The 12,585-nt window shown below is 69.8% G+C and carries 9 protein-coding genes; 4 read left to right on the forward strand and 5 right to left on the reverse strand.

Annotation, left to right across the window (positions count from 1 at the left end; translation table 11 throughout):
• Positions 1-111: 111 nt before the first annotated feature.
• The 4 genes from ACZZY9_RS01815 (at position 112) to ACZZY9_RS01830 (ending at position 5,456) form a co-directional block, all read left to right on the forward strand.
• Positions 112-708: a DUF3000 family protein gene (locus tag ACZZY9_RS01815; protein WP_463462757.1), complete on the forward strand. Its 597-nt coding sequence runs from the start codon at positions 112-114 to the stop codon at positions 706-708.
• Positions 709-725: 17 nt separating this feature from the next.
• A complete protein-coding gene (locus ACZZY9_RS01820; protein WP_463462758.1) occupies positions 726-2,054 on the forward strand; it encodes an HRDC domain-containing protein in 1,329 nt (442 codons plus the stop codon).
• Positions 2,055-2,127: 73 nt separating this feature from the next.
• Entirely contained in the window at positions 2,128-3,333 is a 1,206-nt protein-coding gene (locus ACZZY9_RS01825) for a thiolase family protein (RefSeq protein ID WP_463462759.1), read from the forward strand.
• On the forward strand, positions 3,330-5,456 hold the full coding sequence (locus ACZZY9_RS01830) for a 3-hydroxyacyl-CoA dehydrogenase NAD-binding domain-containing protein (protein ID WP_463462760.1): 2,127 nt from the start codon (positions 3,330-3,332) through the stop codon (positions 5,454-5,456). The genes ACZZY9_RS01825 and ACZZY9_RS01830 overlap by 4 nt, the downstream gene beginning before the upstream one ends.
• Before the next feature lie 85 nt (positions 5,457-5,541).
• Here ACZZY9_RS01830 and dxs read toward each other — a convergent pair whose 3' ends face one another.
• The 5 genes from dxs to dut all read right to left on the reverse strand — a co-directional run bounded on the left by dxs (position 5,542) and on the right by dut (position 12,552).
• Complete coding sequence (gene dxs / locus ACZZY9_RS01835; RefSeq protein WP_463462761.1) at positions 5,542-7,491, reverse strand: 1-deoxy-D-xylulose-5-phosphate synthase; 1,950 nt, start codon at positions 7,489-7,491, stop codon at positions 5,542-5,544.
• Between the two features lie 126 nt (positions 7,492-7,617).
• The gene (gene acnA, locus ACZZY9_RS01840; protein WP_463462762.1) at positions 7,618-10,446 is read right to left on the reverse strand and encodes an aconitate hydratase AcnA; all 2,829 of its coding nucleotides are present in this window, start codon (positions 10,444-10,446) and stop codon (positions 7,618-7,620) included.
• A gap of 162 nt (positions 10,447-10,608) precedes the next feature.
• Positions 10,609-11,361 carry a DUF3159 domain-containing protein gene (locus tag ACZZY9_RS01845; protein ID WP_463462763.1) on the reverse strand — a complete coding sequence of 251 codons (753 nt, stop codon included), beginning with the start codon at positions 11,359-11,361 and terminating at the stop codon, positions 10,609-10,611.
• A gap of 7 nt (positions 11,362-11,368) precedes the next feature.
• On the reverse strand, positions 11,369-12,079 hold the full coding sequence (locus ACZZY9_RS01850; protein WP_320478948.1) for a DUF3710 domain-containing protein: 711 nt from the start codon (positions 12,077-12,079) through the stop codon (positions 11,369-11,371).
• Positions 12,076-12,552 (reverse strand): dUTP diphosphatase, encoded by a 477-nt coding sequence (gene dut / locus ACZZY9_RS01855; RefSeq protein ID WP_463462764.1) that lies wholly within the window; start codon positions 12,550-12,552, stop codon positions 12,076-12,078. The genes ACZZY9_RS01850 and dut overlap by 4 nt, the downstream gene beginning before the upstream one ends.
• Between the last annotated feature and the right edge of the window lie 33 nt (positions 12,553-12,585).

A 12,585-nucleotide genomic window follows, 5' to 3' on the forward strand; every position in this document is an offset into this window, starting at 1 on the left:
GGACACTCGACGCGGGCACGGGGCGACCGTCGCGGAAGGCCGACGCCCGTCGTGCAGGCCGACGCGGCGTGCCGTCTGCCTGACGGTCTGCTCGGAGCCTAGTCTGCAGACGTGTCCGACAATCCCTCGACGCCGTCGCCTGCGCCCGCGTTCCTCGACGCCGTCGACGCGGTACGTCGAGCCGCCGCGCGCGACGACCTCGCCGTGACCGAGATCCCCGCACCCGGCGGCATCGCCCCGAACTCGCTGGCTCTCGCCGGCGACGTCGTCGGGGCGAACGGCAGAGCCGACTCCGGCCTCGGCACCGGACGCTTCACACTCCTCCACGACGCGTCGGAGCCGGAGGCCTGGGGCGGACCCTTCCGGGTCGTCTGCTTCGCCCAGGCTCCCCTCGAGACCGACCTCGCCCTCGACCCCTTCGTCGCCGACGTCGCCTGGTCGTGGCTGGTCGACTCGCTCGACGCCCGCGGCGCCGCCTACGATTTGGCCTCGGGCACCGCCACGAAGCTGCTCTCGACCGGCTACGGCGAGCTGGCCCGTCACGGCGACGGCGCCCTGCTCGAGCTGCGCGCCTCGTGGAGCCCCACCAGCACCGACCTCGGCCCCCACATCGAGGCCTGGGGCGAACTGATCTGCACGCTCGCGGGCCTCCCCCCGACCGTCGAGGGCGTCACCCTCCTCGCGTCGCGGCGTGTCGGTCGGGACTGAACCAGAAGGACACGACCATGAACCCCGCCGCATCCGAACCCCGCAGCGTCGACGCCGGCGTCGTCGGCAGCGCCGGCGATCCGTCCGTGCGCGATCAGCCCGCGGTCTCCGTGTCGCCGAGCGTGCTGACGACCGCCGACGACCTCCACGGCAGGGTCGACGTCATCGCCGACCGGCCGGGCTACCTCGCGGCCGTCGAGGCCATCCGCTCCGGCACCGGGCCGGTGTCGATCGATGCCGAGCGCGCCTCCGGCTTCCGGTACTCGCAGCGGGCCTATCTCATCCAGGTCTTCCGTCGCGGCGCAGGGGTCTTCCTGTTCGACCCGCCCGCGATCGGCTCGTTCGCCGAGCTGCAGGAGGTCATCGGACAGGAGGAGTGGGTGCTGCACGCCGCGAGCCAGGACCTGGCCTGCCTCCGCGAGGTGGGACTCGACCCCGCGACCGTCTTCGACACCGAGCTCGGGGCCCGGATCGCGGGGCTGCCTAAGGTGGGGCTCGGCGCCGTGGTCGAGCAGCTGCTGGGCGTCCACCTGGCCAAGGAGCACTCCGCCGCCGACTGGTCGACGCGCCCGCTTCCGCAGAGCTGGCTCGTCTACGCCGCACTCGACGTCGAGCTGCTCGTCGACCTGCGGGACGCCATGGAGGCGCGGCTCGTCGACGCCGGCAAACTCGAGATCGCGCGTGAGGAGTTCGCCGCCACGGTCGCGCGCGAGGCGAAGCCGCCGAAGGTGGACCCCTGGCGTCGACTCACCGGGCTGCACACCGTCCGCGGCACGCGCGGCCTGGCCGTCGCCCGTGAGCTGTGGCTGGCCCGCGACGAGTACGCGCGGCAGATCGACACCGCACCCGGTCGACTCGTGCCCGATTCGTCCCTGGTTTCGGCGACCAAGGCGATGCCCGCCGACAAGCGCGCTCTGGCGGGTCTCCGGGAGTTCGTCGGACGCGCCAGCCGGAGCGAGCTCGACCGATGGTGGGGCGCCATCGAACGGGGCCTGTCGACGACCGACCTGCCCTCGACCCGCGGTCCCGCGGCGGAGACGCTGCCGCCGCCCCGCAGCTGGGCCGACAAGAACCCGATGGCGGACGCCCGCTACCGGTTCGCACGCCCGCGCATCGCCGAGATCGCCGAGGCGTTCGACATGCCCGTCGAGAACCTGCTGACCCCCGAGCACCTGCGGCGCCTCGCCTGGGAGCCGCCCATCCCGTTCGAGACCGACGCCGTCGCGGCGGCGCTCGGGGCGCTCGGCGCCCGACGCTGGCAGATCGACGCCGTGGCCGAACCGCTGGCCGAGGCCTTTGTCGACGCCCACCAAGAGCCCGAGGACGGCGACGGCCCGACTTCGTAGACATCCGCGAAGGATTCTCCGCCCGACAGGCGTCGTCCTTAGGATCGGACCAGATCCGAGCACTGGAGGCAATGTGGCCGAGAGAACAGATGTCGTCTTCGTCGACGGGGTACGCACCCCGTTCGGGCGGGCCGGCGACAAAGGCATGTACTGGAAGACCCGGGCGGACGATCTCGTCGTCAAGGCGATGAGGGGTCTGCTCGAACGCAACCCGTCCCTGCCGCTCGACCGTGTCGACGACGTCGCCATCGCGGCGACGACCCAGCAGGGCGACCAGGGTCTGACCCTCGGGCGCACGACCGCCCTCCTGGCCGGTCTGCCGAAGTCCGTCCCCGGATTCGCGATCGACCGGATGTGCGCCGGGGCCATGACGAGCGTCACGACTCTCGCCGGGGGCATCGCCTTCGGCGCCTACGACGTCGCCATCGCCGGGGGCGTCGAGCACATGGGTCGCCACCCGATGGGCTTCAACGCCGACCCGAACCCGCGGTTCGTCGCCGAGAGGATCGTCAGCGGCGAGGCCCTCAACATGGGCAACACCGCTGAGCGCATCCACGACCGGTTCCCGCAGCTGACGAAGGAGCGGTCGGACCGCTACGCCATGCGGTCTCAGCAGAAGCTGGCCGCCGCCTACGACGCCGGCCACATCCAACCCGACCTCGTGCCCGTGGCCGTCGCCACCGACGAGGGCTGGGGTCTCGCGACCCGTGACGAGGCGCCTCGCCCCGAGACGACCCTCGCGGGTCTCGCCGCGCTCCGCACGCCGTTCCGGCCGCACGGCCGCGTCACCGCAGGCAACTCCTCCGGGCTGAACGACGGCGCGACCGTCAGCCTCCTCGCCTCGCAGCAGGCGGCCGACGAGCTCGACCTCACCCCGAAGATGCGACTCGTGAGCTTCGCCTACGCCGGCGTCGAGCCCGAGATCATGGGCATCGGACCCGTGCCCTCCACCGAGAAGGCCCTCCGCAAGGCGGGTCTGTCGATCGACGACATCGGACTGTTCGAACTCAACGAGGCCTTCGCGGTGCAGGTGCTGTCGCTCCTCGACCACTTCGGCATCGACGACGACGACCCGCGGGTCAACCCGTGGGGCGGTGCGATCGCCGTGGGGCACCCGCTGGCCTCCAGCGGAGTCCGTCTGATGATCCAGCTCGCGCGGCAGTTCGAGCAGCGACCCGACGTCCGCTACGGCCTGACGGCCATGTGCGTGGGTCTCGGTCAGGGCGGCAGCGTCATCTGGGAGAACCCGCACTACTCGCGAAAGGCGGCCCGCGCATGACGACGGCCCTCGAGACCCTGACAGCCCTCTCCGCCGACGAGGTCGTGACGCATTCGCACGTCCGCGACGTGCCGATGCCGTCCGGTGGCGTGCTGGCCCTCGTCACCCTCGACAACGGCCGCGACCACACCCGACCGAGCACCCTCGGGCCGGCGACCCTGGCCGAGTACGGCGCGACCCTCGACACCCTCCGCGCCCGCGCCTCCCGGGGTGAGATCGCCGCCATCGCCGTGACCGGCAAGCCGTACTTCCTCGCCGCGGGGGCGGACCTCAGCAAGGTCGGGCAGATCCCGAGCCGCGAGGTCGGGCTCGAGCTGGCGCGGCAGGGCCACGCGGTGCTCGGCAAGCTGCACGACGCGGGCGTGCCCACGTTCGTGTTCGTGAACGGACTGGCGCTCGGCGGCGGGGTGGAGATCGCGCTGCACGCCGACTACCGCACCGTCGACTCGTCGGCGGCGGCGATCGCGCTGCCCGAGGTGTTCCTGGGCCTGATCCCCGGCTGGGGCGGCGCGTGGCTCCTGCCCAACCTCATCGGGATCGAGAACGCCCTCCGCGTGATCGTCGAGAACCCCTTGAAGAACAACCGCACCCTGAAGCCCGCGCAGGCTCTCGAGCTCGGCATCGTCGACGAGATGTTCGGACCCGCGTCGTTCCTCGAAGACAGCATCCGCTGGGCCGACGGCGTGGTGACCGGGCGTATCGCGGTCAAGCGTCCGAACGTCCCCGGGCGGCTCGAGAGGGCCGTCAAATGGGATGCCGCCATCTCGATCGCCCGCAAGTCGCTGCAGTCGAAGATCGGCACCGTGGCGGCCTCGCCCTACGCGGCCCTCGACCTGCTCAAGGCCGCCAAGAACACCGACCGGGCGACCGGCTTCGCGGCGGAGGACGAGGCGCTGGCCGACCTCGTCTCGGGCGATCAGTTCCAGGCGAGCATGTACGCGTTCGACCTCGTGCAGAAGCGCGCGAAGAAGCCCGCCGGGGCCCCCTCCCCCGAGGTCGCCCGCGCGATCGGGAAGGTCGGGGTCGTGGGTGCCGGGCTCATGGCCAGCCAGTTCGCCCTCCTCTTCGTCCGACGTCTGCGCGTGCCCGTCGTCATCACCGACCTCGATCAGGGGCGCGTCGACGCCGGCGTCGCACGCATCCGAGCCGACATCGCCGAGTTGGCGACGAAGGGCCGGATCACGAGCGACGAGTCGAACCGGTTGGAGGCGCTGGTCACCGGCACCACCGACCTCACCGACTTCGCCGACTGCGACTGGGTCATCGAGGCCGTCTTCGAAGAGCTCTCCGTCAAGCAGAAGGTCTTCGCCGACGTCGAGGCGATCGTCTCCGAGACGACGATCCTCGCGACGAACACGTCGTCGTTGAGCGTCGAGGCCATCGGCGCCGAACTCCGGCACCCCGAGCGTCTGGTCGGCTTCCACTTCTTCAACCCGGTCGCCGTCATGCCGCTCATCGAGGTCGTCAAGACGCCGAAGACCGACGAGGCGACGCTCAGCACCGCGATGGTGACGGCCAAGGCCCTCCGCAAGAACGCGGTCATCACGGCGGACACTCCCGGGTTCGTCGTCAACCGCATACTCGCGAAGGTCCTCGGCGAGGCCATGCACGCCGTCGAGACGGGCACCCCCTTCGAGGTCGTCGACCGGTCGATGGACCCCTTCGGGCTCCCGATGACCCCGTTCGAGCTGCTCGAGCTCGTCGGGCTGACCGTCGGCGCCCACGTCCTCGACACCCATCACGCCGCGTTCCCGGACAGGTTCCACGCCAGCGAGGCCCTCCACCGGCTGGCGGAGCACGGGCGGATCCTCGACCGCGACTCCAAGGGCCGACGCCAGGGGTTCGACAAGAAGGCCGTGGCGCTGACGGCGGGGAAGGGCACAGCGTTGTCCGCCGACGAGCTCCGGATCCGCATCGAGGACGGCCTGGCCGACGAGGTCGGGCGCATGCTCGACGACGGCGTGGTCTCCGCAGCCGAGGACATCGATCTGTGTCTGATCCTCGGGGCGGGCTACCCGTTCCAGATGGGCGGGCTCACGCCGTACCTCGACCGGGTCGGCGCCACCGAGCGCGTCCGGGGCACGACGTTCCACTCACCGGTGATCCGAGGCGTGGCCGACTGAGCCGAATCACAGACGACGGTCCCGCTGCTCTCGAGCAGCGGGACCGTCGTCTGTCGTGGCGGGGACGCCCGTGTGCCGTCGCGCGCTAGTCGCGGAGGCGCCCGGAACCGGGGACGTCGGCCTCAGCCTCGTCCGTCAGCGGGCGGGCGACGGGGATCTTGCTCCCGAGGACCTGAGCCACGACGTCACGGGCGATGGTCTGCGGGGTGAGCCCCACCTCCTCGAGGATCTCGGCTCGTGAACCGTGCGCCAGGAACTCGTCGGGGAGACCCAGCTCGGTGAGCGCCGTGTCGACCCCGGCCTGCCGGAGATCCTGTCGGATGCGCGTCCCGATTCCGCCCACGCGCACGCCGTCCTCGATGGTCACAACGAGTCGATGCTCCGCCGCGAGATCGATCACCGAACGCGCCACGGGGACGACCCAGCGCGGGTCGACGACCGTGGCGCCGATGCCCTGATCGGCGAGGCGCGCGGCGACGTCGAGACCGACGGAGGCCATCGGGCCGACGCAGACGAGCAGGACGTCGGCCCGATCACCGCGATGCAGCACGTCGACACCGTCGTCGAGTCGTTCGATGGCGTCGTGCTCGGTGCCGACGCTGCCCTTGGAGAAGCGGACCACCGTGGGCGCGTCGGTGACGGCCACCGCCTCGCGGAGCTCCTCGCGGAGGCGCGTCGCATCTCTCGGGGCCGCCAGACGGATGTGCGGCACGATCTGCAGCAGTGCGAGATCCCACATGCCGTGATGGCTCGGCCCGTCGGGACCGGTGACACCCGCCCGGTCGAGGACGAACGTGACGCCGGCCTGGTGCAGCCCGACGTCCATGAGGATCTGGTCGAACGCGCGGTTGACGAAGGTGGCGTAGAGCGCGACCACCGGGTGCAGCCCGCCGAACGCGAGCCCGGCGGCGCTGGTGACCGCGTGCTGCTCGGCGATGCCGACGTCGAGCACCCGGCCGGGGAACCGCTCGGCGAGGAGATGCAGACCCACGGGTCGGAGCATGGCCGCCGTGATGCCGACCACCGTCTCGTCCCGCTCGGCGATCGAGACGATCTCCTCGGCGAAGACGGACGTCCACGATGGGGCGCCCGCCGACGCGACCGGCTCACCCGTCTCGGGGTCGATCTGCCCGACCGCATGGAACTGGTCGGCCACGTCGGCCCGAGCGGGATCGTAGCCTCGGCCCTTCTCCGTGATGGCATGCACGATCACCGGGGTGCCGTAGTTCTTGGCCTGCTGGAGGGCTTCCTCCATCGCCGACTCATCGTGACCGTCGACCGGGCCGACGTACTTGATGTCGAGGTTCGAGTACAGCGCCTCGTTGTTGGTGAATCGACTGAGGAACCCGTGCAGCCCGCCCCGTACGCCGCGGTAGAACGCCCGACCGGGGTGCCCGAGGTGATCGAAGACGGCACGGCTGCCCCGATGCATGTCGCGATACGTGCTTCTCGTCCGCACGGTGTTGAGGAACCGCGCCATGCCGCCGATGGTGGGCGCGTACGAGCGGCCGTTGTCGTTCACGACGATGATCAGACGACGGTCGTTGTCGTCGGAGATGTTGTTGAGGGCCTCCCACGTCATTCCGCCGGTCAGAGCGCCGTCGCCGACGACGGCCACGACGTGGCGATCGGACTGCCCGGTGAGCTGGAAGGCGCGCGAGATGCCGTCGGCCCACGACAGCGAGCTGGAGGCGTGAGAGCTCTCGACGATGTCGTGCTCGGACTCGGAGCGCTGCGGATAGCCCGCGAGACCGCCCCGGAGGCGCAGCATGCTGAAGTCCTGGCGCCCGGTGAGGAGCTTGTGCACGTACGACTGGTGACCGGTGTCGAAGACGATGGCGTCGTGCGGCGAGTGGAAGACCCGGTGCAGAGCCAGCGTGAGCTCGACGACCCCGAGGTTGGGGCCGAGATGGCCACCGGTCTTGGAGACCTCTGCGACGAGGAATCTGCGGATCTCGCCCGCGAGCTCGATCATCTCGTCGTCGGTCAAGCGGTCGAGGTCGCGAGGTCCTCTGATCGTTTCGAGCAGGCTCATACCGGCTTCCCTTCCACGCCCCGGAGGGCATCGGTCCAGTCTAGGCACGAGGGGTGTGCGGAGCGTGAAAAGACCCCCGGGCCGCCGTGGATCGGCGGCGGACCGGGGGTCTCACGGGGTGAGGGATCAGACCAGGCTGCGCAGCACGTACTGCAGGATCCCGCCGTTGCGGTAGTAGTCCGCCTCACCGGGGGTGTCGATCCGGACGACGGCGTCGAACTCGACGACCGACTTGCCCTCGGGTGAGTGGTCGCTCGGTGTCGCCACGACGTGGACGGTCTTGGGCGTCGTGCCCTCGTTGAGCTCGGTGAGCCCCGAGATGCTGATCGACTCCGTGCCGTCGAGCCCGAGGGACTCCCAGCTCTCGCCTTGCGGGAACTGCAGGGGGACGACACCCATGCCGATCAGGTTCGAGCGGTGGATGCGCTCGAAGCTCTCGGTGATGACGGCCTTGACGCCCAGGAGGCTCGTGCCCTTCGCCGCCCAGTCGCGCGACGAACCCGAGCCGTACTCCTTGCCGCCCAGGATGACGAGCGGCGTGCCGGCATCCTGGTAGCGGGCGCTCGCGTCGTAGATGAACGACTGCGGGGCGTCGGGCTGCGTGAAGTCGCGCGTGTACCCGCCTTCGACGCCGTCGAGCAGCTGGTTCTTCAGACGGATGTTGGCGAAGGTGCCGCGGATCATCACCTCGTGGTTGCCACGACGCGATCCGTAGGAGTTGAAGTCCTTGCGGTCGACGCCGTGCTCCGCGAGGTAGTGACCCGCCGGGCTGTCGACCTTGATCGAGCCCGCCGGGCTGATGTGATCGGTCGTGACCGAGTCGCCGAGCTTGGCGAGGACGCGAGCATCGACGATGTCGGTGACCGGCGTGGTCTCGATCGTCATGCCGTCGAAGTACGGGGGCTTCCGCACGTAGGTCGACTCGTCGTCCCACTCGAACGTGGCGCCGGTGGGCGTCGGAAGCGAACGCCAGCGCTCGTCCCCGTCGAAGACCCCGGAGTACTCGTGGGTGAACATGTCGGTGTCGATCGACTCGTCGATGGTCTTCTGGACCTCGGCGGCATCGGGCCAGATGTCTCGGAGGAAGACATCTCCGCCGGCCTCGTCGGTACCGAGGGCGTCGTTCTCGAAGTCGAAGTTCATCGACCCGGCCAGCGCGTAGGCGATGACGAGCGGGGGGCTCGCCAGGTAGTTCATCTTCACGTCGGGGTTGATCCGCCCCTCGAAGTTGCGGTTGCCCGACAGGACCGCCGTCACGGCGAGGTCGTTGTCCTGCACGGCCGTCGAGATCTCGTCGATCAGAGGACCGGAGTTGCCGATGCACGTCGTGCAGCCGTAACCCACCGTGTAGAAGCCGAGGTCTTCGAGGTAGGTCGTGAGACCGGCCTTCTCGTAGTAGTCGGTGACGACCTTCGACCCGGGTGCGAGGGTGGTCTTGACCCACGGCTTCGCCTTCAGGCCCTTCTGGCTGGCGTTGCGTGCCAGGAGACCCGCGGCCAGCATGACGGAGGGGTTCGACGTGTTCGTGCACGACGTGATGGCCGCGATCGCGACGGCACCGTGGTCGAGGGTGAACTCGCGACCGTCTTCGAGCGTCACCGGCGTGGGCTTCGAGGTCTTGGCGGGGGCGTGCGAGGTGTGGATGTGCGTCGGCGGCTGCGTCGCGTCGTCCTCCGCCGTGAGACCGACCGGGTCGGAGGCCGGGAAGGTGCCCTCGACGGCGGCGTCGACGCTCGTGTGGTCGGTCGTCGCGTACGAGCCCAGGTCGATCTCGAACTGCGACTTCGACTCGGTCAGCTCGATGCGGTCCTGGGGGCGCTTCGGCCCGGCTATGGACGGGACGACCGTCGCGAGGTCCAGCTCGAGGTACTCGCTGAAGACGGGCTCGGTCGACGGGTCGTGCCAGAGCCCCTGCAGCTTGGCGTACTTCTCGACGAGTTCGATCTGCTCCTCGCTGCGACCGGTGAGACGCAGGTAGTCGAGCGTCACGTCGTCGATCGGGAAGATCGCCGCGGTCGAGCCGAACTCGGGGCTCATGTTGCCGATCGTGGCGCGGTTGGCCAGGGGCACCTCTGCGACCCCCTCGCCGTAGAACTCGACGAACTTGCCGACGACCCCGTGCTTCCGCAGCTGCTGCGTGATGGTGAGGACGACGTCCGTGGCGGTGACGCCGGTGGGGATCGAGCCGCTCAGCTTGAAGCCGACGACGCGCGGGATGAGCATCGAGACCGGCTGACCCAGCATCGCGGCCTCGGCCTCGATGCCGCCGACGCCCCAGCCGAGCACGCCGAGGCCGTTGACCATCGTGGTGTGCGAGTCGGTTCCGACGAGCGTGTCGGGGTAGGCCTGCAACACGCTGCCGCCGTCGGCGGTGGCGACCGTGCGGCTGTAGGTGACACGCGCCAGATACTCGATGTTGACCTGGTGGACGATGCCCGTTCCGGGCGGGACCACCTTGAAGTCGTCGAACGCCGTCTGCCCCCAGCGGAGGAACTGGTACCGCTCGCCGTTGCGCTCGTACTCGATCTCGACGTTGCGCTCGAGGGCGTTCTCGCTGCCGAAGAGGTCGGCGATGACCGAGTGGTCGATCACGAGCTCGGCCGGTGCGAGGGGGTTGATCTTGGTCGGATCGCCCCCGAGTGCCGACACGGCCTCGCGCATGGTCGCGAGGTCGACGATGCAGGGCACCCCGGTGAAGTCCTGCATGACCACGCGTGCGGGTGAGAACTGGATCTCGGTGTCGGGCTCGGCCGAGGGCTGCCACGAACCCAGGGCGCGGATCTGGTCGCCCGTGACGTTGGCACCGTCTTCGGTGCGGAGCAGGTTCTCGAGAAGGACCTTGAGGCTGAACGGGAGCTTGTCGGCCCCGTCGACCGCGTCGATGCGGTAGACCTCGTAGTCGGTGTCGCCGACCCTCAGTGAATCCTTCGAACCGAAACTGTTGATTGCAGACACGTGCCGTCTCCCTTGCTGACTCCGTCGTCATCATGGTCGCTGGGCTGATGCCGCACCAGCGAGGCAAGCCTAAGTCCGCGGAGCGTCCGATGACCGACGTCGTCGATTTATCTCGATGTCAAGATAAACCTACCACCGAGTGGCTGCGAGAGCGCCCGCCGCTCAGACCCTGCCCGGGGCCGCATCGGCCTCGAGACGTGCCCGGTAGACGGTCCGCACCAGCAACCAGGTGACCCAGAGGACCGCCGCGTACAACGGGACTCCCATGACGAGCTTCATCGTCGCCAGGGCGGTGATCTGCCCGGCGAAGAAGAGAGGCAGCTGCACGGCGAGTCGCGCCGCGAACAGGCCGCACCAGAGCCACGTGGTCAGAACCAGGACCCGGCGCTTCGCCTTGTCGTCTCGCCAGGCGCTCCCCTCGTTCGTCAGCAGCCCGACGATGATGCCGATGACGGGCCACCGCACCGCGATGCTCACCAGCAGGGCCAGGAGGGACACGACGTTCACGACGAGACCGGGGATGAAGTTGCCCTCGGCCCGCCCGCTGAGGAGGGCGATGGCGGCCGAGATCGCGATCCCGAACACACCGGCAAGCGCCTGGGCCACGGGGCCGCGTTGCACGATCCGGGCGACGACGAACAGGACCGCGACGCCGACCGGGATGAGCGCGGAGGGCACGAGGCTCCCCGTCAGCGTGTAGACGACCACGAACCCGAGACCAGGCAGGATCGACTCGGCCAGCCCGCGGACGCCTCCGATGGCCGAGAGCAGTGCTCCGGCCGTCGGGACCTCCCCCGGCGCCACCTGGCCGATGCCGGCCTTGCTCGCCGCCGCCCGCAGCTGCGCGGCGAGGGACACGCGGGGATCGTCGGACGGGGACTCCGCGTCGACCTCCGTCCGGTCGTCGTCGGTCATGCCGGCCTCAGACCTGCGAGGGCGTGGTGCCCGGTGCGTCGGTCGGCCCGGCCTTGGGCATCGACAACGGGATGAGGTCGCGGGGCGCCATCGGGTTCGAGCCGCGCACCACGACGATGCTCCGGAAGAGCTCCTCGATCTTGGCCGCGGCGTCGTCGTCGACGGTCGCATCGCCGGCGATGACCCCGCGGAGGAACCATCGTGGGCCGTCTACCCCGACGAAGCGCGCCAGCCGGGTGTGCCCCGCGTCGCCGCCCATCACCGGGATCTCGGCTCGCACCTCGGGACCGAAGGGTCCGTCGATCTCGGTGGTCGCGCCTCCTTGGCGTTGGATCTGCTCGGAGATCTGACCGCGGATCTCGTTCCAGAGACCTGCGCTGCGAGGGGCCGCGAACGGCTGCACCTGCAGGGTGGACTTGGCGAAGTCGAGCCCGACTGCCACGACCCGCTTGCTGCCCTCCTCGACCTCGAGGCGGAGGTGGAGGCCCTCGCGGGGGACGATCTTGACGCCGCCGAGATCGACGTAGGGCCTGACCGGATTCGCCTCGGTCTCGTCGAGCGGACCCTCTTCGGCACGATCGGCCGGTGCGGACTTGGAGTCGTCGAAGACCTCGACCTCGTCGAGACCGCTCACATCGATCTCGACGTCGTCTCCGTCGACCTGCTCGATGTCGATGGCGACCTCGGCGGCCTGCTGCGCGCGCTTGGACTTCCTCATGCTGATGCCGTTCCTGTCTCGTGTGCGTATCCCGTGGACCCGAAGCCGCCGTCGCCCCTGATGCTCTCCGGGAGGGTCTCGACCGGGAGGAAGTCCGCCCGGACGACCGGCACGATCACGAGCTGGGCGATCTTGTCGCCGACCGCTATCTCGTGATCGGCGTCGAGATCCGTGTTGAGCAGAGCGACCTTGATCTCACCGCGGTAGCCTGCGTCGACCGTTCCGGGGCTGTTCACCACCGTGATGCCGTGCTTGGCCGCGAGGCCGCTGCGCGGGACGACGAAGGCGGCGTGGCCGTCGGGGAGGGCGATGCGGACCCCCGTCCCGACGAGAGCCCGGCGACCGGCCCTGAGGGTGATCGCCTCGGTGGACAGGAGGTCCGCGCCGGCGTCGCCGGGGTGCGAATAGCGCGGAACGAACGCGGAGCCGAAGGCCCCGTCGACCGCGATCTGGACGTCGAGGGTCTGAGTCACGTGTCGAGGGTAGTCCAGAAGTCTGGTCGAATG

This window comes from Frigoribacterium sp. AC394, from assembly GCF_979258095.1.

Bases quoted from the DNA above. Each gene is read 5' to 3' on its own strand.
- ACZZY9_RS01820 (WP_463462758.1), top strand. From the start codon at position 726: ATGAACCCCGCCGCATCCGAACCCCGCAGCGTCGACGCCGGCGTCGTC.
- ACZZY9_RS01830 (WP_463462760.1), top strand. From the start codon at position 3,330: ATGACGACGGCCCTCGAGACCCTGACAGCCCTCTCCGCCGACGAGGTC.
- dxs (WP_463462761.1), bottom strand. From the start codon at position 7,491: ATGAGCCTGCTCGAAACGATCAGAGGACCTCGCGACCTCGACCGCTTG.
- ACZZY9_RS01845 (WP_463462763.1), bottom strand. From the start codon at position 11,361: ATGACCGACGACGACCGGACGGAGGTCGACGCGGAGTCCCCGTCCGAC.
- ACZZY9_RS01850 (WP_320478948.1), bottom strand. From the start codon at position 12,079: ATGAGGAAGTCCAAGCGCGCGCAGCAGGCCGCCGAGGTCGCCATCGAC.